Here is a 20,974-nt window from a genome sequence, read left to right on the forward strand (position 1 = left end):
CGTATTAGTGTGCTTGCTTAGAGAAGCAATGGAGGAATTATACATGGGTATTTTGGTGCAAAAATTCGGCGGAACCTCACTCTCCACACCAGCGGCCAGAGAACACGTGATCCGTCATGTCAAACGGGAGCTGGCTGACGGATTCAGCCTTGTAGTAGTAGTGTCGGCTATGGGCAGAAAGGGTGAGCCATACGCGACCGATACATTGCTGGACTGGGCGGTGCAGAACGGGGATGCCTTGCCAAGCCGGGAGAAAGATCTGCTGATGTGCTGCGGGGAGATCATTTCCGCCACAACCTTGTGCGGCCTGCTGGAGCATGAGGGTATTCCCTCAACCGTGCTGACAGGAGCCCAGGCTGGTTTTCTGACGGATAACAACTATGGTAATGCCAGAATTCTGGATGTGCGGACCGAACGCATTCTACGCGAATTACGCGAGCATAAAGTAGTTATTGTAACCGGGTTCCAGGGTCAGACCGAAGCCGGTGATTTCACAACCCTTGGCCGCGGAGGCAGTGATACTTCAGCTACAGCTCTGGGTGCCGCACTGCGCGCGGATATGGTTGATATTTATACGGATGTGGATGGTATTCTAACGGCAGACCCGCGGATTGTCGAAGATGCGAAACAACTGACCTATGTCAGCTATACGGAAATCTGCAACATGGCTTATCAGGGGGCCAAGGTGATACATCCCCGCGCTGTGGAAATTGCCATGCAGGCCCAGATTCCGGTCCGTGTCCGCTCTACCTTCTCCGAGGCAGAAGGAACACTAGTGACACATCCTGAAGGGTTTAGCGATGTTTCGCACGGAGTGGTAGACCGTTATGTTACAGGGATCGCTTATGTCAGCAACATTACCCAAATTTCAGTGGAATGCCCCAATGGCAACGGAACCGGCGTGCAATTGCAGATCTTCAAAAGCATGGCTGACAACGGCATCAGCGTGGATTTTATCAATGTTACACCGAGTGAAGCATTGTATACGGTGAACGATGACAAGTCAGAACAGGCCATTTCTGCCCTTCAGGAGCTGGGCCTTCGACCTTCGAGCCTGTCCGGCTGCGCCAAGGTTTCAGTCATCGGGGGCGGGATCAACGGGGTTCCAGGCATCATGGCCCGTATCGTTGAAGCACTCAGCTCACAGAATATTCAGATTCTGCAGTCAGCGGATTCCAATACAACCATTTGGGTTCTGGTCAAAAAAGAAGATATGGTACAGTCTCTACGCGCTTTACATGCCAAGTTTGAATTACACCGCTGACAAGGAGGAATTCAAAGTGGACTTCGGAAGATTAATAACCGCTATGGTGACCCCCTTTGACAGGGCTGGAGAGATCAATTGGGAAGCCACTTCACGGCTCGTCGACTATCTCATTGAGGAGCAGAAATCCGAAGCGCTTGTGGTCTGCGGAACGACTGGAGAATCGCCAACCCTTAGCGATGAAGAGAAGCTGGAGTTATTCGCGTATGTACTTAAAAAGGCTGCAGGCCGTTGTAAAATCATCGCCGGAACAGGCAGCAACAGCACTAGGCATTCCATACATCTGACACAAGCGGCAGAAAAAATCGGTGTGGACGGCGTGCTTCTGGTTGTCCCTTATTACAACAAACCGAATCAAGAAGGGCTATATCAGCATTTTGCTGCCATAGCAGGGGAGACGTCACTTCCTGTTATTCTCTATAATGTTCCTAGCCGTACCAGCATCAGTATGAGTACACCCACGACACTAAGGCTTGCCGATATTCCGAACATCGTGGCAACGAAGGAATGTCTGTCTGTAGATCAAATTACACAGATTGTTTCTGCTTGCCCGGCTGATTTCCGCGTATATTCAGGAGATGATGCTGCTGGGCTTGCCGCACTTGCTGTGGGGGGACATGGCATCATCAGTGTAGCCAGCCATGTCGTTGGGGAGCAAATGGCAGAAATGATCCAAGCTTACGTCTCAGGCGATGTAAGACGGGCAGGGGCGCTTCACCGTAAGCTGTTCCCTGTGTTCAAAGGGCTGTTCGAATGTCCGCAGCCGCTTCCGAATCCCTCAGCAGTGAAGTATGCACTTGGTCTGCTCGGTGTGGATGTTGGTACAGTTCGGTTACCGCTAGTACCACCAAGCGAAGAAGAGGCTGCGTTTATTGCAGCACTCCTGTAGTAATATTTGGACTTACAGTAGCTGGAATCTTAAGCTGGTATTCCTTCCAAGGAGTACCGGCTTTTGTTCGTATTGTGTCAAAATTATAAACACAGTATTAAGTTTAATCCTTCTGCAAAACCCTTTAGTCCTAGAGGGTGAAACGTTTTCGTCTGCTTTTTTCTCAAATAAACCAATGAATTCAAGGAAAGAATAGGGTTACGGAGCCGATGACTTGTCTTTTGCCAAAAAAATCATGTATAATGTTCTTAAGTGACTGGGTGCGGTAAAAATTAAATATGCGGTAATCTTCCGTCAATGTATTTTACATTGTGAGACAGGATAGGTCCTTGAATAAGTCTGTGCTAATGGAGCCGGATTTTCGCGCAAGGGGCGCGACAGTGAATTTTGACGGTGTTTTTCCGCTCAAGAAGGATTTCACTGCCCGATTAAGGAGTTTTCGCAGTGCGAAATTATACAGATTTATGGAATTTCTTTGTCAATTATGGAAGCTATCAGCAATTTGAAGATGTGTTCAGCGCCGCTGAAATAATGAAGCTTAATGTTTACAAATAAAAGTATGACGTCCAACATCATAGGAGGGTTAGATTCATTTGTCCAAAAAAAACAACAACGATAAATTGACGATTTTCGCTTTGGGCGGAGTCGGAGAGATCGGAAAAAACATGTACGTGGTTCAATACGGGAACGACATTGTAGTCGTGGATGCGGGACTGAAATTCCCGGAAGAAGATATGCTCGGTATTGACATTGTTATTCCTGATATCTCATACCTCACAGAGAACCGTGACAAAGTAAGAGGTATTGTTCTTACCCACGGACACGAGGATCACATCGGCGGATTGTCTTATGTACTCAAGAACTTGAATGTTCCGGTGTACGGAACAAGACTTACTCTGGGACTTGTGGAGAATAAGCTGAAGGAAGCGAACCTTCTTGGGGAAACCAAGCGTATTCTAATTAATGAGGACTCAGAGATCGAACTTGGAACCTCACTCAAAGTAACGTTCTTCAGAACGAATCATAGTATTCCTGACTCCGTCGGGGTATGTATCGAAACACCTGAAGGAAATGTTGTTCACACAGGTGACTTCAAATTTGACCATACCCCAGTCAATGGTCAGTTCGCTAATTTACACCGGATGGCTGAAATCGGCCAAAAAGGCGTACTAGCACTTATGTCAGACAGTACAAATGCGGAGAAGCCTGGCTTCACTCCATCTGAGAAGAATGTCGGCATTGTTCTTGAAGATATTTTCCGCAAAGCCGAACAGCGTGTAGTGGTAGCAACCTTCGCTTCCAACGTGCACCGTATTCAGCAGGTGGTGAACGCTGCGGAATCAACAGGTCGCAAGATTACCGTCATCGGCCGCAGTATGGTTAATGTGGTATCCATTGCTTCTGAACTTGGGTATCTGAATGTTCCAGATGGTATGCTGATTGAACCGGAAGAAATGAACAGAATGGCTGGGAACCGTGTAGTAGTACTGTGCACAGGCAGCCAAGGAGAACCTATGTCGGCGCTTACCCGCATGGCACGCTCCAGTCACCGGAAAGTGGACATCCTGCCTGGCGACACCGTAATTATTGCGGCAACACCGGTACCAGGGAATGAGAAGTATGTCGGACGTACCATCGATGAGCTGTTCAGACTGGGAGCCAACGTGATTTACAGCGGTTCCAACTCCGGCGTTCACGTATCCGGTCACGGAAGCCAGGAAGAACTGAAGCTTATGCTTAATCTGATGAAACCGAAATATTTCATTCCTATTCACGGAGAATTCCGGATGCAGCGCAGACATGCATTGCTGGCGGAATCCGTAGGTGTAGACCCAAGCAACATTTTCATCACTGAACTGGGTGAAGTGATTGAAATTTCCGGAGGTGCAGCCCGCAGAGCCGGTAAGGTAACTGCAGGCAACGTGCTGATTGACGGTCTTGGCGTAGGTGATGTTGGTAACATTGTACTCCGTGACCGCAAGTTGCTGTCTCAGGACGGTATTCTTGTAGTAGTTGTGACGCTTAGCAAGCAGAACGGCGCTATCGTATCAGGACCTGATATCATTTCCCGAGGCTTTGTCTATGTACGGGAGTCCGAAGGACTTCTGGACGAAGCGAACCGGATTGTATCCGGAACACTGCAGCGCCTGATGAGTGAGAAGGTCAATGAATGGGCATCACTCAAGACAAGCGTCAAAGATTCACTCGGCCGTTTCCTCTATGAGCAAACCCGCCGCAGACCGATGATCCTTCCGATTATTATGGAAGTGTAATCAAGAAATAACCAGGCAAAAATATGTCCTATTCTATAAGGACGGCATTGGTGACATCAGGAAATATAAGGATGGTTGATGTTATACACGTACATCCTTATGTAAATAAATAAGCAGGGCCAAAAGCCCCTTCTTCCCGGAAATATTGGACGGTTTCCAGGGGAGGAGGGGCTTTTGCTGTGCCAGGTCTTACTGGGCTGGACCGGAGACGGAGTCTATGGATACTTTATCAAGACCTTGTGCATAACAGAGTCCCTTGTAACGTCATACTAATCAAAGCTAGTATGGCTGCAGCCGAGGAGTGCTGCAAGCAAAAAGGGAGTGCTGCGAACGATGGAAATAACACCAGGTGTAAATGTTAGTGCAAATGAGGAGATTCTCCCGGATGTGGTGAAACCGCAGACCAGTGAGTCAATACCTCCAGGAACAGCAGGAGTGGTGAAGGAACTGGGTCAGACTGTGGTTCCGACCGGAGAACCGGACATCTTTTGCATGACTATAATCGGTCAGATTGAAGGGCATTTTGTCCTGCCTCCGCATAACAAGACCACTAAGTACGAGCATATCATTCCGCAACTGGTAGCCGCTGAACAGAGCAAAACAGTGAAGGGGCTGCTGATTATCCTCAACACGGTCGGCGGCGATGTAGAGGCTGGACTTGCGATTGCAGAGATGATAGCTTCACTGTCGAAGCCTACGGTAACAGTGGTCATTGGCGGAGGTCACAGTATTGGGGTTCCAATTGCAGTAGCCTCCAGTTATTCCCTTATTGCCGAGAGCGCGACGATGACGATCCATCCTATCCGTATGAATGGACTGGTTATCGGAGTGCCGCAGACCTTTGAGTATATGGAGCGGATGCAGGAGAGAATGGTGAGATTTGTAACCTCCCATTCAAGAATTTCTGAGCAGCAGTTCAAGGATCTGATGTTTAAAACCGGTGAACTGAACCGGGATATCGGTACTGCAGTCGGCGGCTACGATGCGGTCAAGTACGGACTGATGGATGAGGTGGGTGGAATCGGTGCGGCGTTGTCCCGCTTGAACGGAATGATTGCCGGAGATATTGCACAGTTGCCTGAACAAATCGTGCAAGGAGGGTTGACGCAATGACCCTGTATACGGTTATTCCGATAGAGCAGGTATACGAAGGAGCAGTTAGCTTTGTACTGCCGCTGGAGGAAGTCAGCATACAAGGCATGTTGATGCAGGTAGAGCCTATGGAACACGGACAGGCGCGTATCGTTAGACTGCTTGATTGCCCCCTTGAAAAGTATCTGGACCCGGCATTTTCGCCGGGAGCTATTATCCGCTGGAATCCATGAAATTCTCTTTCCTGGGACTCTGTAGAAAGTAATGCGAACACTGTCCCAGAAAGATGCATTTTCTGACAAAAGAGAACATAGGTACGCCACGCCATTATATGGTATAATATTTTACCGGGGGTGGATGGTGTGGCTAAACGAAGAAAGAAAAAGAAAAAAGCACTGCTGGGCAGTGTTTTAAAATATGAAATCTACGGGATCATGCTGATTACAATATCCGTCATTGCATTATCCGGTGAAGCGGCAGTGGGACGCTCACTTTCCAATATGGCAGGATATTTATTCGGGAGATTCTATTTTGTGTTGCCGCTTGTCGGTATTTGTTATGGGTTAATGGTAATGATTCACAGAAAGTGGCCTTCTACGTGGAACAGCCGTCATTCCGGCGTACTTCTGTTGGTACTTTCCTTGTGTCTGATGAGTACGATTTCAGCAATGCAACAGAAATTGGGTCCATTATCGATGCTGCATCCTGGAAATGTACTGGCACAGATACAGAATGATTTGTCGGGTTCGCTCTCATCTGGTGTAAGCGGCAGTGATGTGTATATGTTGGGCAAGGACATTAGCGGTGGTTATCTTGGAGCACTAGAGTACGCAGCATTACTGTGGCTATTCGGCAATCTGGGAGCAAAACTGCTGATGATTGTTATGATGGCCATCAGCTTCATGCTGATTACGAATCTCTCTTATGTTGAACTGTTCACACTTCTGAGAGTCCGGTTAGTTAGGCTGGTGGAAGACATCCGCCAGAGAACGGCTAACCGCCCGGCAGCGGTTCCTGTGGCTGCCAGACCGGACAGAACAAGGAGGAGCGCTGTTCCTCAGCCTATCGAGGATGAAGATGAGGATGAGGATGAACGTCAGCTCCCTAACCGAAACCAGCCGCAGTTCCTCAGAAGAATCGGAGGCTGGTTCAGTGGTGGATCAAGAACGGGACCTTTACCCGACGAAGGGCAGTCTGAGGATTCTAACAATGGAGATGTGGTGCTGACTGGTACACATACGGACCCCATTCTGTCAGGCTTGCCTGCAGGAGATGTATCCTATCTGGACGACGATGATGATTATCTGGGTGATGATGTTGAGCCGGCAACTCCAATTATTCGTGATTTCTTTGAACATATCCGGACTGAAGGTTTGAATGCGGAGGATCGTGAAGAGTGGAGTGAGTTCTCGCCAGCAGCGCGTAACGGAACGGTCAGGGAGGCCAATGCCAATTCACCAGCACCTTTACAAAGCAGCGTTGCGTCTGTGGAAGGCGCCTTGTCCGCAGAAGAACTGGCACTGGTTGAGTTGAATGGTCTGCTGGACTCCTCTGAGGGCGGAGAGCCTGTTCCGGTACCGCTCCCGCCTCCGCCGAAGCCTTACAAGTTGCCTTCGTTCCGGCTTTTGGCCAAGCCTAACAACGGTGCCAAGGCTGGTGACCAGAACGATTACATGCAGACGGCCCGCAAGCTGGAAGCTACATTGGAGAGCTTTGGCGTAAGAGCGAAGGTGCTTGAGGTCGTAAGAGGACCAGCAGTTACACGGTATGAGATTCAACCGGATATTGGGGTCAAGGTTAGCCGTATAGTTAACCTGACCGATGACATTGCGCTTGCTCTAGCTGCCAAAGATATCCGAATGGAAGCACCGATTCCCGGCAAGTCAGCTATTGGGATTGAGGTGCCTAATCCCGAAGTGTCGATAGTAACGATGCGTGAGGTTATGGAAACCCAGATTTTCCAGGATGCTGAATCCAGATTGTCGATTGCCTTTGGACGTGATATTTCGGGCCAGACGATTGTAGGCAATTTAGCTAAGATGCCCCATTTGCTGGTAGCGGGGGCAACAGGTTCAGGGAAATCGGTCTGTATTAATGGTATTATCACCAGTATTCTGTATAAGGCTAAACCCAATGAAGTTAAGTTTCTGATGGTTGACCCTAAGATGGTTGAGCTAAATGTATATAACGGGATTCCTCATCTGCTCGCTCCTGTGGTCACAGATCCCAAACGTGCAAGTTTGGCCTTGAAAAAGATTGTAGTCGAAATGGAGAAAAGATATGAGTTGTTCTCCAAGTCGGGTACACGCAATGTGGAAGGCTACAATAATCTGATGAAAGATAACCCTGCAGCGGTATTGCCATACATTGTAGTGATTGTGGACGAGCTTGCGGATCTAATGATGGTCGCGGCGAACGATGTGGAAGATGCGATCTGCCGTCTGGCGCAGATGGCACGTGCAGCGGGTATTCACTTGATTATTGCCACTCAGCGTCCATCAGTAGATGTCATCACAGGGCTTATCAAAGCTAACATTCCTTCCCGTATCGCGTTCGGTGTCTCCTCCAACGTGGATTCACGTACCATTCTGGACATGCCGGGAGCAGAGAAGCTGCTGGGCCGGGGAGATATGCTCTTCCTGCCAATGGGTGCATCGAAGCCGATCCGCGTTCAAGGTGCTTTTATGAGTGACCAGGAAGTGGAGACTATTGTTCAGTATGTCAGCAGTCAGGGTGAAGCTAATTACGATGAATCAATTGTCCCTGAGGTAGATGATACAGTGATGGGAGAGGATGAGCCGCAGGATGAATTGTATGAGCAAGCTGTTCAGATTGTGCTCGAAGCGAAGCAAGCCTCGGTATCGCTGCTCCAGCGGCGTATGCGTGTCGGCTATACACGGGCAGCACGATTAATTGATGCCATGGAAGCCAGGAGTGTAATCGGACCATACGAGGGCAGCAAGCCCCGAGAGGTATTGATGTCAATGGAACAGTATCAGCACAACCGGATTAGTTCTTAGATCTTGTAAGTGGATTTCCTGGACGAAGCCTCTTCCTTAAATGGAAGGGGCTTGTTTTATTTTCTTTACTGTGAGAATCAAGGAAAGCAGTATCTTTATTGAAGATCTTTCTTAATGCATAGGATGCCCTGCCAGTCGTCATAATAACTTTAGCCATCCATGCTGAACTTACAAGAGAAAGGTAGAGCGATCCCAATGAAAAAGCACAAGCAGTGGATATTTGCCGTACTAACCCTTGCATTGGCAGCGGCTCCGTTTACAGGTTTACTTTATAAAACCAATGGAGCAGTTTACGCTAATCAGAATAATAACGCATCTGTAATGATGGAAAGCACTTTGTCTGAGAAAGAGGCATTGCCGGCATTCGGAACAGTTCCGCTTAGAGTGGGCTCTTCTGGACAAGATGTCTATGAACTGCAGGGAAGGTTGAAGCATCTTGGATACTATGACGGAGCCATAGATAGTCAATTCGGGACAAAAACCATGAACGCAGTAACCTGGTTCCAATGGAAATTTGGCATAGAAGCAGACGGCATAGTCGGTGCAAAAACAAAGCTGAAGCTGTATAATGCCACCAAAGCCTGGAAGCCAACAGAAGCGTCAACGAGTACTGCCCAAAAGACCGGAACCAGTGAAAATACCGGCACTTCGAATTCAGCCGAGTTGACATCAGGGGATGCAATGGGCTTATCGGAGAATGATCTCAAGATTATGGCAAATGCGGTATATGGAGAATCGCGTGGCGAACCCTTTGAAGGACAGGTGGCCGTAGCTGCAGTCATCCTGAACCGTGTGAAATCACCAAACTTTCCAAAGACGCCTTCCGGTGTGATTTTTCAGCCGGGAGCCTTCACGGCGGTTGCGGATGGACAGATTTATCTAGAGCCTAATGAACAGGCACGCAAAGCCGTGCAGCAGGCACTTAACGGGTGGGACCCTTCGGGTGGCTGTATTTATTACTTCAATCCGAAAACAGCTACTTCCAAATGGATTTGGTCCCGTCCGCAGGTAAAGACGATCGGCCAGCATATTTTCTGCATGTAGCCGTTAGGCAGCATAATGTCGGGCCATTCCGTATAAAAAGGACCTATGAGCAACCGGTAACCTGCTTCCGGTTGCTTCCTTACTTTGGAATGGTTTAGAATGGATAATACTTCATAAACTTGTTGTATAGAGAGTGAACTTAAGAATAGAGATTGCCAACATTATTAAGTTCAGCAATGTATAGCAGTTATTCCCGCCGCAAAGGAGTTTTGGACTTGACAAATACTGGATTTCAACATGGCAGCGCTGCAGGAATGCGTATTCACGTGCTTCCAACCAAGGCGTTCAAGACATTCGCCATCTCGCTCTATGCCGGCATTCCGCTTGACGAAAGTACGGTTACAAAGACAGCGCTGGTACCTTTTGTGCTCCGAAGAGGTACTGCGAATTATCCTGAAACCACTCAGTTCCGTGAACGTCTGGAGGAACTGTACGGTGCCGGATTTGGCTTCGATATTTATAAAAGAGGGGATTATCAGATCGTCCAGTTTCGTATGGATACGATCAATGATTCCTTCGTTCACAGCAAGGAAAGCCTGCTGGGAGAATCGTTCGCGTTTCTCGGAGATGTGCTGACGAAGCCTCTGCTCGAGGAAGGGAGCTTCCGTGCTTCTTATGTAGCCACTGAACGCGAAACTGTACGCAAGAAGCTGGAAGCCATCGTCAACGATAAAATCCGGTATGCGGCTGAGCGCTGTATTGAGGAAATGTGTCGCAAAGAACCCTACCGGCTTCACCCGCTGGGTCAAAGAGCTGATCTGGACAGCATTACCCCTGAATCCCTATATCAGTCCTATAATTCCTGGCTGGAGGGAGCCATTCTTGATCTGTACGTGGTAGGTGACACTACTCCAGAGGAAGTGGAAAAGCTGGTCAATCGTCATTTCGGCCGTGCTCATGGCGAGACTGCAGCGTATTCCTCCAACTTTACACCGGTATCGGTGACAGAGGTCCGCACTGTGGAAGAGAAGCTCGATGTCAATCAGGGCAAGTTAAATATGGGGCTCCGCACCTCGATTACCTACAAGGACGACCGTTACGCTTCTGCACTTATGTATAACGGCATTCTGGGAGGCTACCCTCACTCCAAACTGTTTGTGAATGTGCGTGAGAAAGAGAGCCTGGCCTATTATGCATCCTCGCGCTACGACGGCCATAAGGGCATTGGAACTATTCAATCGGGGATAGAGACACAAAATTACGACAAAGCTGTAGAGATTATCCGTAAGCAGCTGGATGAACTGAAGACTGGGAATATCAGTGATCTGGAGCTAAGCCAGACCAAAGCCATGATCCGTAATCTGCTCTCTGAAATTCAGGATTCAGCGTTTGAGATGATTTCCTTTGACTTTAACCGCCAATTATCCGGAAAAGAACGCTCAGCCCAGGAGCTCATGGTCCAGGTGGACAATACGGGTATGGAAGATGTTAAGGCTGCGGCGGGCACCTTTGAACTGGATACGATCTATTTCCTGACAGGGAAGGAGGAATAGCGGTGGAAAAGATCCATTACGAGAAACTTCAAGAAACGCTGTATCACGAGGTTATGGATAACGGACTGCAGGTGTATGTGCTGCCGAAGCCTGCTTTTCTCAAAACCTATGCCACCTTTGCAACCAAATACGGTTCTGTGGACAATCATTTTAAAGTGGCCGGAGGAGAAGAAACAACCGTTCCTGACGGCATAGCTCACTTTCTGGAGCATAAAATGTTTGAGGAGCCGGAAGGTGATATTTTTGCTACCTTTGCCTCCAATGGAGCTTCAGCGAATGCATTCACAAGCTTTGACCAGACGGTCTACTTGTTCTCTGCAACGGAAAACATTGAGACGAACCTCAGTACGCTTGTGGACTTCGTGCAGCATCCGTATTTCACTGATGAGAACGTGGAGAAGGAAAAAGGCATTATCGGCCAGGAAATCAACATGTATGCGGATAATCCGGACTGGCGTGTCTATTTCGGATTAATCGAAGCGATGTATGCCAAACATCCGGTCCATATTGATATCGCCGGTACCATCGAATCCATTGGTACCATTACCAAAGAAACGCTGTATACCTGTTACAATTCCTTTTACCACCCCAGCAATATGCTGTTATTTATTGTGGGCGGTGTCGATCCGGAGAAGGTGTTTGAGTTGATCCGTACCAATCAGAGCCGCAAAGATTACGGCAAGCAGGGTGAAATCGAAAGAATCTTCGAGGAAGAGCCGGCACAGGTGGCTACTAAAGTGAAGGAAAGCAAGCTTGCTGTGTCTATGCCCAAGATACTTTTTGGCTTCAAGGAGAAGGTGGAAGGCTTGTCAGGGGAAGAGGCGGTGCGCCATGATCTGACGACCAAACTGATGCTGGACCTGCTGCTGGGCAGCAGTACAGGGCTCTACCAGAAGCTGTATGACGAGGAGCTCATCTCTGACAGCTTCGGGCATGAATTCAACAGTTCCCCGCAATATGCATTCTCAGCTATCGGCGGAGATACCAAGGACCCCGATCTGCTGCTTGAGCGGATAAAGGATGAAATCAACCATGTCCTGGAGTCTGGCTATGCGGAGAAAGATTTCGAACGGGCCCGCAAAAAGAAAATCGGAGGCTATCTTCGTATGCTGAATTCACCAGAGAGCATTGCTCACGAATTCACACGTTATCAGTTCCGCGGAGGAGATTTGTTTGAAGTGCTTCCGCTTTATGAATCGATTACACTTGAAGAAGTTAACACTCGTCTGCGCTCGCATGTGGATTGGGAACAGCTCGCCGTATCGCTTGTGGTGAGTCCTTAATGGCACTTTCGGGAGAGAACAGCAAGCCAATAGGGGAAATGACGGTACTCGTTACAGGAGGCAGCGGGGGAATCGGCGGTGCTATTGCCGAGCGTTTTGCATCTGTAGGCATGAACATTGTCATCCATTACATGAACTCGCATGAAGCAGCAAATGATGTGGCCCGCCGCTGTATGGCGCATGGGGCCAAGGTATTAACAGTGGCTGCGGATATGAAAGACCGCAGCCAGTTAGTCCGCATGGCAGAAAGGCTGGAGAGCAGTGGGCTGCAGCCGGACATCCTCGTGAATAATGCCGGTAAGGCCCATTACGGGATGCTGGCAGACATCACTGAGGAAGAATGGGATGATATTATGGCGGTCAATCTCAAAGGCACCTTTCTGTGCAGTCAGATTTTTATGCCGTACATGGTGTCCCAACGCTATGGGCGGATTATTAATGTATCCTCTGTCTGGGGGATTTCCGGTGCTTCCTGTGAAGTGGCTTACTCTGCCAGCAAAGGCGGGGTGAATGCCTTTACCAAAGCGCTTGCCAAGGAGCTGGCCCCTTCTGGAGTAACGGTCAATGCTGTAGCGCCAGGAGCTGTTCATACGGCAATGCTTTCCAATCTGCAGGAGGAAGAGCTGCGGATGCTTGAAGAGGAAATTCCTGCGGGCAGGCTTGCTTCGCCCGAAGAAATCTCCTCTTTGGTCTATTTTCTTGCGCTTCCTGAATCCGGGTATATCACGGGGCAGATCATCAGTCCGAACGGCGGCTGGATTACCTGATGTTTGATCATGAGGCTGCTTGGAGAAATGCTCCAGCATAAGAATATCCCCGCGGAGACATATTATAGCTGTTGCTTTTAAATCTCACGTAACCCAAAACAATTTGAGGAGGATTTAAGATGTCAACAGACTCCGTAGTGAAAAACTTTGATACCTGGAAAAGCTTTCTGGGAGACCGGGTCATTCAGGCTGAAAAAATGGGGATGAGTGAAGAAACCATTTCCAAGCTGGCTTTTGAAATTGGGGAATTCCTCGATAAAAAAGTCGATCCCGGCAACTACTCCAACCGGGCGATCAAAGAGCTGTGGGATGTCGGCAACGAGGATGAGAAGCATACCATTGCTTCTCTTATGGTCAAGCTGGCGAAGAAAAACGCATAGCTCACGGAACAAGCTCCCCTCGCGGGAGCTTTTCTGTAATTATTACAGCAGTGACCTTGCCTTTCAATTTTATTTTATATATCATTAACATGACCCGTGTTCAGAACACTTTGCCGAAGCCGGCTTTTTTTGACGTATGGCGCAAAGTTAAGGGAAAAGGAATCTATGAGGTGTAACAAGTGGAATATAAACAATGGTACATGGAGTATAAGATACATAAGAACAGACCTGGTCTGCTTGGTGATATCGCTTCAATGCTCGGAATGCTGGAGGTCAATATCCTGACCATAAACGGGGTTGAAGGCAAGACCCGTGGTATGCTGCTGGAAACAAGTGACGATGAAAAAATCATGCTGATGGGCGAAATGCTCAAAAAGGTGGATAATATAACGGTTACCGCTCTACGTTCCCCGCGGCTTGTAGACAAGCTGGCGGTGCGGCACGGACGCTATATTGACCGCGACTCCGATGACCGCAAGACGTTCCGTTTCACAAGAGACGAGCTCGGGCTGCTTGTTGATTTTCTCGGGGAACTGTTTAAAAGGGAAGGGAATCAGGTTATAGGTCTTCGGGGCATGCCGCGTGTCGGTAAGACAGAATCGATCATCGCCGGCAGTGTTTGCGCCATGAAGCGCTGGACATTTGTTTCTTCCACACTTTTGCGGCAGACGGTACGCAGCCAGCTTGCTGAGGACGAAATGAATCCCCATAACGTCTTCATCATTGACGGCATCGTCAGCACGATCCGCTCCAATGAGAAGCATTATAGCCTGCTCCAGAATGTGATGAGCATGCCAAGCACGAAGGTGATCGAGCACCCGGATATTTTTGTGCGGGAATCAGAATACAGCTATGATGATTTTGATATTATTATCGAGCTGCGTAATAATCCGAACGAAGAGATATTGTACGACTCGTTCACGACGAGCTACAGTGATGATCTATAAACACACATAATTTAGGAGGTGATGGTATGTCGGAACTTGGCCGGCATTTGAAGGAGGCGCGTCTGCAAAAAGGGATGAGCCTCGATGATGTCCAGGAAGTAACGAAAATTCGCAAAAAATATTTAGAGGCCATCGAAGCGGAGGATTATAAAGTGCTCCCGGGAAGTTTTTATGTCCGGGCATTCATCAAAACCTATGCGGAGGCCGTTGGCGTGAATCCTGACGAGCTTATGGAGGAACATGGGAATGTACCTGCCGCTCCGGTAGATACCACAATGGAGACGGTCATTCAGAAGCGCAGCCGCAGACCTGAAACGGAACGGAATGCGAAGTGGCTGCCTACGGTTTTGATGTGGACCTTTCCTGTGATCATTATTGTGGTGATATATCTGTACGCCTCTTCCAATATGAATAACAAATCAGATCCCGACAAGACAGAGCCTGCCAACATAACCAGTGAAACACAAGATCCATCGAAGGTTGAGCCTTCGCCGACAGCTGTGGGGGGAGGAGCGGTCATACCTTCTGCATCGGCTGGAACAGACACTGGTACAGCGACTCCGGAGACAACAATAGCTCCTTCAGCGACTCCGCTTCCATCGCCATCCTCTCAGGAGGTTACGGTCACACAGGACAGGAAATCCGGTAAAACAACGGTGTATAAGGTTTCTGCCCCTGCCGGAAGTGCGGTTCAGGTACAGATTGCTGCGACCGGAGTGAGCTGGCTTGAGGTATACAAGGGCGAGAATTCCAAAGGAGAGAAGCTGAGCTTCGGCAATACTGCCGCTGGTGACAATATGAGCTTCACCCTTGACAGTGAAGGGATGTATATCAAATCCGGGTACTCTCCTGCTACACAGATCACAGTTAATGGACAGGTAATTACGGATGGCAAAACTTCATCCCGGCTTCTTCTGGAGCTGAATGACGGTTCGGCTGCAGGTACGACTGGAGCACCGGACACCGGTACAACGGACACGGGTACAACGGGAAGTCAGGACACAACTGCTACTCAAGAGGGCACGACTACGGAATAGAGCGGCCCGGGTATAGACTTTGGCTTTTTGGAGAACCTATGACTGATTTACAGTTCTTACGCCAAAGTGAGGTGTATTCTCTCATGACCGTTAGCTGGATCGTAACAGGGCTGGGCATTATCGTCAGTCTCCTCGGATATTATCTGACACCGAGTGCCTGGGGTTATGGAATTCTGGGCTTTGGGCTGGCACATGTTCTGCTGGGGATTCTGGATATGTTCCGGGCTCCCTCACGCAGTAGACAGTAGCCCGCAAGCAGCATCTCCCGAACCCTAAGATATGGGGAGTATCATCTGTGCATACAAGAATGGCTCCACTATGTGGGGCTGTTTTGTATGTCGGGTCCCCGCAGTCCTCCCATAATTAGACTTAAGAGATCCTTTCTCATATAATAGGAAAAGAATATTTGTAAACAAAGGAAGTGGATTTATGAGTTCTGAAAGTTCATTTGATATCGTATCCAAGATGGATATGCAGGAGTTAACCAATGCCGTTCATCAGACGGAGAAGGAGATTGATAACCGTTTTGACTTCAAAAACAGCAAAAGTAGTCTGAAGCTGGAGAAGGACGCACTTATCATCGCTTCAGAGGATGAATACAAGCTGAATGCCGTCATTGACATTTTACAGTCGAAGATGGTCAAACGCGGAATTACACTCAAGAATCTGGATTTTGGCAAAATTGAGCCTGCCTCACTGGGGTCTGTACGGCAGCGTTTGGGACTCAAACAGGGAATTGATCAGGAGAATGCCAAAAAAATCAACATTCTGATCCGTGATTCCAAATTGAAGGTGAAGAGTCAGATTCAAGGGGACCAAATCCGCGTAACCGGCAAAAGCCGTGATGATCTGCAGCAGATTATCCAGCTTCTACGCAAAGCAGATTTGCCGCTGGATCTGCAATTCAACAACTTAAAGTAAGATTTTGTACCCCGCACTGCTTGCGCTTATCTCGCCTGCGGGGTGCTTTGTGTTTTTTTTGACACTTACATAGGGCTATAATATACTTGCTAAGCAGTTTTCAAGAAAATAGTGGATTATCGGATTCGTATGGATCAAGGGAGGAACTTCTGTGAATTTGCCTAACCGCATTACGCTTGCCCGAATTTGCCTCATCCCGATTATGATGTTTTTTTTGCTGGTGAATTTCAGCTTTTATCCGGAACCGATTCATTGGGGCTCGTTCCAGCTCTCCATTAATCATCTGATCGCGGCAGTGATTTTTCTGCTTGCAGCCAGTACGGATGGAATAGACGGCTACATAGCCCGGAAATACAACATGGTCACCAATCTGGGCAAGCTGCTCGATCCCCTTGCGGACAAGCTGCTGGTCTCGGCTGTACTGATTTCCCTGGTAGAACTGGGCAGATGTGACTCTTGGATTGCTATCGTCATTATTAGCCGTGAGTTCGCTGTAACGGGCCTGCGTCAAGTAGCACTTCTCGAAGGTAAAGTGGTTGCTGCCAGCAAATGGGGCAAGATTAAAACTGTGATTCAGATTGTCGCTATTTCCCTTCTGCTGCTCAACAATTTCCCGTTTCAATTTGTCAGCATTCCTGTAGATGATATTGCGATCTGGGCAGCGGCAATTGTTACCATCTATTCAGGTGTTGACTATTTCGTGAAAAACAAAGATTTGTTGCAGCTTCACAACGCTTAATTAAACTGCACAACAGAATCATTCATTTTGTACATTCAGGAGGAGAAAGCCAGCGATGAAAGCGGAAATTATTGCCGTCGGCACAGAACTTTTGCTCGGACAGATTGTAAACAGCAATGCACAGTTTCTTTCAGTAGAGCTGGCCGCACTCGGAATCGATGTTTATTTTCAGACCGTTGTTGGAGACAACAGCAGCCGTTTGCAGCAAGCCATCGAAATTGCCCGCAGTCGTGCGGATGTCATTCTGTTCACCGGCGGGATTGGTCCGACCGAAGATGATCTTACCAAAGATGCCTTAGCTGCATCCGTAGGCCGCGGTCTGCATATAGACCAGCTTGCCATGGACCATGTTCAGCGGTTTTTTGATGAACGCAAAATTATTATGACCGAAAACAACCGGAAACAGGCACTGATTATTGATGGAACAACACCACTCCCCAATGAAGCGGGGCTGGCTGTTGGTCTTGCTTTTTCCGATGGTGGAAAGTTTTACATTGTGCTTCCAGGACCTCCGCGCGAGATGAAGCCTATGTTCACAGGCCAGGCGAAGCCTTGGCTGCTGCAGCATGCCTTGACGGATGAAATGCCGATATACTCCAAAATGCTGAAGTTTGCCGGTATCGGGGAGTCGCTTCTTGAAGATAAACTGATTGATCTAATCCGGAACCAGAGCGATCCGACCATTGCTCCATATGCCAAGGAGGGTGAGGTAACGGTGCGTATCTCCACCAAAGCCCCTTCGGAGCGGGAAGCTATGGAGAAGCTGGAGGTACTTGAAAAGTCCATTCAGGAGATTCTGCCGGAGCACATGTATGCCAATATTAATGTGCCGCTTGAGCAGCTGATTGTGGATTGGATGGCAGATGCCGGCCTGACTTTGAGTGCGGCGGAGAGCTGTACAGGCGGCCTTCTAATGGAGAGCATTACAAATATTCCGGGCAGCGCGTCTATGTTCCTCGGAGGGATCGTGTGCTATTCCAATGATATGAAGAAGAAGCTGCTGAACGTGCCTGCAGCGCTGCTGGAGGGTCCGGAGGCCCCGGGCGCAGTCAGCCGGGAAGTAGCTGAGGTGCTTGCGGATCAAGTGAGAATGACCGCTGACAGCGACTTTGGATTGTCGGTTACTGGTGTAGCGGGTCCGGGATATTCCGAGCGCAAGCCGGTAGGGTTAGTATTTATCGGACTGGCTGAACGCGGCCGGCCTACGGAAGTCTATGAACTTAATCTTAAAGGCACTCGCGAAAATATCCGCCTGCGAACCGTCAAGGCTCTTTTATACCGTCTCTGGCGCAGGCTGGAGGAACGTAAGGTAGCTACACCGCTTGAAGGGTCAGCCTTGCAATAACCTTCCCGTCCGGTATATAATTTGTTCATACGGAAGAACCGTGGCACTGAGATATCCTTGCTGCGGTTTTTTGTTTTATTCTTATGTAATGAACTGCAGCCTGTCCCTGTAAGAAGGTACTGTCCGACATCCGGTGAATGAATAATCTGGCCCAGCGTCAGATCCGGAAGGAGGCTTACAATAAAAGGGAGTAACCCTCCTTGGGACAAAAAAAACGAATGTATGTTCGAAAAAAAGCTTGGCAAGACCTCTAAAACACGTTATTATAATACTATAAACAGTGAAGGAAGTGGTCTGATTGTCAGATCGTCGTGCGGCGCTTGATATGGCGCTTCGTCAAATAGAAAAACAATTCGGTAAAGGTTCGATTATGAAATTGGGAGAATCCACTCACATGAAAGTGGAAGTCGTACCTAGCGGATCTTTGGCACTTGATATTGCATTAGGTATAGGCGGACTTCCTAAGGGACGTATTATTGAAGTATATGGACCAGAGTCGTCCGGTAAGACAACAGTTGCCCTGCACGCTATTGCAGAAGTGCAGAAGTCAGGCGGACAAGCTGCATTTATCGATGCCGAGCATGCACTTGATCCTAAATACGCCAAAGCGCTTGGCGTAAATATCGATGAACTGCTGCTATCCCAGCCTGATACTGGTGAGCAAGCCCTTGAAATCGCTGAAGCACTTGTGCGCAGTGGCGCGGTTGATATCATCGTAGTAGACTCGGTGGCAGCACTGGTTCCAAAAGCGGAAATTGAAGGGGACATGGGGGATTCCCATGTAGGCTTGCAAGCACGTCTGATGTCCCAGGCTTTGCGGAAACTGTCGGGGGCAATCAACAAATCCAATACCATTGCTATCTTCATCAACCAGCTTCGTGAGAAGATCGGTGTGATGTTCGGTAACCCGGAAACGACACCTGGCGGCCGGGCACTGAAATTCTACTCTTCCGTACGTCTGGATGTGCGCCGTGTAGAGAGCATCAAAATGGGCAATGATGTTGTGGGTAACCGCACCAAGATTAAAGTCGTGAAGAACAAGGTGGCTCCTCCATTCAAACAGGCAGATGTAGATATTATGTACGGTGAAGGCATTTCCCGTGAAGGAAGCCTTGTAGATATAGGAACAGAGATGGATATCGTGAACAAGAGCGGTGCTTGGTATTCCTATGAAGGTGAACGTCTTGGACAAGGCCGTGAGAATTCTAAGCAGTTCCTCAAGGAGCATCAGGATATTGCTCTTCTGATTGAGAACAAAATTCGTGAAGCGAGCAATTTGTCAACGCTTGTGGCTGCGCCTACGGAATCTGAAGTAGTAGCAGAGCAAGAGGAAGAAGAAAAGCTCCTGCTTGAAATCGAATAACTTGATATTCAATCATTTGTAATTGAATACTAGGTAAGTTCAGGCGCCCTGTGAATAATCATAGCAGGGCGCTTTTTCGTAAATAAATATGATTTACATCAGCAATGAGGTGATAGGGCAGCTATGGTAATCCAATTAAATCCTGAACCTGAAGAGCAGGACGAGCAGATCTTAGCGGATTTTCCTGAGGATGAATTACTCGAAATTACGCGTGTGGAGCGTCAGAAGAAGTCAGACCACCGTTATATTATACATTTTGGTGCATATCAGCTGGCCGTTCATGAAGATGTCATGATTAAATACAGGATGATCACGGGTAGCTCCTTCATGAAGACCGATCTGGAGGAGATCGTTGTAGCTGATGAGCGGCAGCGGGCTTATGTGGAGGGCTTGCGCTATTTGGAGCGCAAACCGCGGACGTCTCAGGAAATGGCCCGTCGTTTACGGGAGAAGGAAATAGGGGAGACTATTATTGCTGAAGTTCTGCTGCGTCTGCAGCAGGAGCGTCTGCTCGATGATCCCTTATACGCCAAGCAATGGGCGGAGCAGCGAATGACGAATCAACGCAAAGGCAAGCTGTGGATCCGCCAGGAACTGCGTGAGAAGGGCATCGACAAGTCGCTGATTTCTGAGGCATTGGAGAATATTACCCCTGAACAGGAGCTGGAAAGTGCCCTGCAGACGGGACGGAAGAAATGGAATTTGATCCGCGGTGATGTGAATGACAAGCGGAGGAAGACCGGAGCTTTCCTCATGCGGAGAGGGTTTTCCGGGGATATGGTGCGTCAGGTGCTGAATATTTTGCGTCAGGAAGAGGATTTTGAGGGCGAAGATGAGGATATTTACTTCCCTGACTGATTGTCTTGACTTTAATGCAGTTATCGACTCTCTTGACAATGTCTTTTTATAAATAATAAAATATAACATGAATCGGTATAAATAAGATATCCTTTTTCCTTCCCAAAAAGCAGACTCTTATGAAGCGGTTCGCGTACAACTCATATGAAATGTAATCGCCGGATAAGGCGGGCAGTGTGCATGTGCAGCATGTGCAGTATGGCAATCGGTGTATTACCGGTTTTTTGTATGGTGATGAACGGATTAGTTTAACAACTGC

19 protein-coding genes are annotated in these 20,974 nt (G+C 48.4%); all 19 read left to right on the forward strand.

The genetic code is table 11. From position 1 onward, the window contains the following. The first annotated feature begins 43 nt into the window (after nucleotides 1-43). The 19 genes from dapG to A3844_RS14270 all read left to right on the forward strand — a co-directional run bounded on the left by dapG (nucleotide 44) and on the right by A3844_RS14270 (nucleotide 20,715). A complete protein-coding gene (dapG, locus tag A3844_RS14185) occupies nucleotides 44-1,264 on the forward strand; it encodes an aspartate kinase (protein WP_074088185.1) in 1,221 nt (406 codons plus the stop codon). 16 nt (nucleotides 1,265-1,280) lie between these two features. After that, nucleotides 1,281-2,153 carry a 4-hydroxy-tetrahydrodipicolinate synthase gene (dapA, locus tag A3844_RS14190; RefSeq protein ID WP_074107708.1) on the forward strand — a complete coding sequence of 291 codons (873 nt, stop codon included), beginning with the start codon at nucleotides 1,281-1,283 and terminating at the stop codon, nucleotides 2,151-2,153. A gap of 593 nt (nucleotides 2,154-2,746) precedes the next feature. Further along, a complete protein-coding gene (locus tag A3844_RS14195) occupies nucleotides 2,747-4,426 on the forward strand; it encodes a ribonuclease J (RefSeq protein ID WP_074088188.1) in 1,680 nt (559 codons plus the stop codon). A gap of 333 nt (nucleotides 4,427-4,759) precedes the next feature. Further along, entirely contained in the window at nucleotides 4,760-5,539 is a 780-nt protein-coding gene (locus A3844_RS14200) for a ClpP family protease (RefSeq protein WP_083606846.1), read from the forward strand. Next, a complete protein-coding gene (locus A3844_RS14205) occupies nucleotides 5,536-5,751 on the forward strand; it encodes a YlzJ-like family protein (protein ID WP_074088191.1) in 216 nt (71 codons plus the stop codon). Before A3844_RS14200 ends, A3844_RS14205 begins: the two co-directional genes overlap by 4 nt. A gap of 129 nt (nucleotides 5,752-5,880) precedes the next feature. Then, nucleotides 5,881-8,538, forward strand: coding sequence for an FtsK/SpoIIIE family DNA translocase (locus A3844_RS14210; protein ID WP_074107709.1), 2,658 nt, complete (start codon nucleotides 5,881-5,883; stop codon nucleotides 8,536-8,538). Between the two features lie 195 nt (nucleotides 8,539-8,733). Next, a complete protein-coding gene (gene sleB / locus A3844_RS14215) occupies nucleotides 8,734-9,582 on the forward strand; it encodes a spore cortex-lytic enzyme (protein WP_074107710.1) in 849 nt (282 codons plus the stop codon). Nucleotides 9,583-9,797: 215 nt separating this feature from the next. Next, nucleotides 9,798-11,075 (forward strand): EF-P 5-aminopentanol modification-associated protein YfmF, encoded by a 1,278-nt coding sequence (gene yfmF / locus A3844_RS14220; RefSeq protein ID WP_074107711.1) that lies wholly within the window; start codon nucleotides 9,798-9,800, stop codon nucleotides 11,073-11,075. 2 nt (nucleotides 11,076-11,077) lie between these two features. Further along, nucleotides 11,078-12,358, forward strand: a complete 1,281-nt coding sequence (gene yfmH, locus A3844_RS14225; protein ID WP_074107712.1) for an EF-P 5-aminopentanol modification-associated protein YfmH — start codon at nucleotides 11,078-11,080, stop codon at nucleotides 12,356-12,358. After that, nucleotides 12,358-13,125 carry an elongation factor P 5-aminopentanone reductase gene (ymfI, locus tag A3844_RS14230; protein ID WP_074088200.1) on the forward strand — a complete coding sequence of 256 codons (768 nt, stop codon included), beginning with the start codon at nucleotides 12,358-12,360 and terminating at the stop codon, nucleotides 13,123-13,125. Before yfmH ends, ymfI begins: the two co-directional genes overlap by 1 nt. Nucleotides 13,126-13,244: 119 nt before the next feature. Continuing rightward, the gene (locus A3844_RS14235) at nucleotides 13,245-13,505 is read left to right on the forward strand and encodes a DUF3243 domain-containing protein (protein ID WP_074088202.1); all 261 of its coding nucleotides are present in this window, start codon (nucleotides 13,245-13,247) and stop codon (nucleotides 13,503-13,505) included. Between the two features lie 179 nt (nucleotides 13,506-13,684). Further along, the gene (locus tag A3844_RS14240; RefSeq protein ID WP_074088204.1) at nucleotides 13,685-14,452 is read left to right on the forward strand and encodes a DUF3388 domain-containing protein; all 768 of its coding nucleotides are present in this window, start codon (nucleotides 13,685-13,687) and stop codon (nucleotides 14,450-14,452) included. Between the two features lie 26 nt (nucleotides 14,453-14,478). Next, nucleotides 14,479-15,489 (forward strand): RodZ domain-containing protein, encoded by a 1,011-nt coding sequence (locus A3844_RS14245; protein ID WP_074107713.1) that lies wholly within the window; start codon nucleotides 14,479-14,481, stop codon nucleotides 15,487-15,489. A gap of 83 nt (nucleotides 15,490-15,572) precedes the next feature. Further along, entirely contained in the window at nucleotides 15,573-15,737 is a 165-nt protein-coding gene (locus tag A3844_RS32790; RefSeq protein ID WP_167374677.1) for a hypothetical protein, read from the forward strand. 181 nt (nucleotides 15,738-15,918) lie between these two features. Further along, nucleotides 15,919-16,410: a YajQ family cyclic di-GMP-binding protein gene (locus A3844_RS14250; protein WP_074088209.1), complete on the forward strand. Its 492-nt coding sequence runs from the start codon at nucleotides 15,919-15,921 to the stop codon at nucleotides 16,408-16,410. A 151-nt stretch (nucleotides 16,411-16,561) separates the two neighbouring features. Beyond that, nucleotides 16,562-17,149, forward strand: coding sequence for a CDP-diacylglycerol--glycerol-3-phosphate 3-phosphatidyltransferase (pgsA, locus tag A3844_RS14255; RefSeq protein WP_074088211.1), 588 nt, complete (start codon nucleotides 16,562-16,564; stop codon nucleotides 17,147-17,149). Between the two features lie 55 nt (nucleotides 17,150-17,204). Beyond that, on the forward strand, nucleotides 17,205-18,494 hold the full coding sequence (locus A3844_RS14260; RefSeq protein ID WP_074107714.1) for a competence/damage-inducible protein A: 1,290 nt from the start codon (nucleotides 17,205-17,207) through the stop codon (nucleotides 18,492-18,494). 298 nt (nucleotides 18,495-18,792) lie between these two features. Next, nucleotides 18,793-19,857: a recombinase RecA gene (gene recA / locus A3844_RS14265; RefSeq protein ID WP_074088213.1), complete on the forward strand. Its 1,065-nt coding sequence runs from the start codon at nucleotides 18,793-18,795 to the stop codon at nucleotides 19,855-19,857. A 123-nt stretch (nucleotides 19,858-19,980) separates the two neighbouring features. Next, entirely contained in the window at nucleotides 19,981-20,715 is a 735-nt protein-coding gene (locus tag A3844_RS14270; RefSeq protein WP_074103351.1) for a regulatory protein RecX, read from the forward strand. The last annotated feature ends 259 nt before the right edge of the window (nucleotides 20,716-20,974 follow it).

The sequence above is a fragment of the Paenibacillus helianthi genome (assembly GCF_001909055.1).
In the GTDB taxonomy this organism is placed as follows: domain Bacteria; phylum Bacillota; class Bacilli; order Paenibacillales; family Paenibacillaceae; genus Paenibacillus_AQ; species Paenibacillus_AQ helianthi.

Bases quoted from the DNA above. Each gene is read 5' to 3' on its own strand.
- dapG (WP_074088185.1), top strand. From the start codon at position 44: ATGGGTATTTTGGTGCAAAAATTCGGCGGAACCTCACTCTCCACACCA.
- A3844_RS14200 (WP_083606846.1), top strand. From the start codon at position 4,760: ATGGAAATAACACCAGGTGTAAATGTTAGTGCAAATGAGGAGATTCTC.
- A3844_RS14205 (WP_074088191.1), top strand. From the start codon at position 5,536: ATGACCCTGTATACGGTTATTCCGATAGAGCAGGTATACGAAGGAGCA.
- sleB (WP_074107710.1), top strand. From the start codon at position 8,734: ATGAAAAAGCACAAGCAGTGGATATTTGCCGTACTAACCCTTGCATTG.
- ymfI (WP_074088200.1), top strand. From the start codon at position 12,358: ATGGCACTTTCGGGAGAGAACAGCAAGCCAATAGGGGAAATGACGGTA.
- A3844_RS14235 (WP_074088202.1), top strand. From the start codon at position 13,245: ATGTCAACAGACTCCGTAGTGAAAAACTTTGATACCTGGAAAAGCTTT.
- A3844_RS14245 (WP_074107713.1), top strand. From the start codon at position 14,479: ATGTCGGAACTTGGCCGGCATTTGAAGGAGGCGCGTCTGCAAAAAGGG.
- A3844_RS32790 (WP_167374677.1), top strand. From the start codon at position 15,573: ATGACCGTTAGCTGGATCGTAACAGGGCTGGGCATTATCGTCAGTCTC.
- A3844_RS14250 (WP_074088209.1), top strand. From the start codon at position 15,919: ATGAGTTCTGAAAGTTCATTTGATATCGTATCCAAGATGGATATGCAG.
- A3844_RS14260 (WP_074107714.1), top strand. From the start codon at position 17,205: ATGAAAGCGGAAATTATTGCCGTCGGCACAGAACTTTTGCTCGGACAG.
- A3844_RS14270 (WP_074103351.1), top strand. From the start codon at position 19,981: ATGGTAATCCAATTAAATCCTGAACCTGAAGAGCAGGACGAGCAGATC.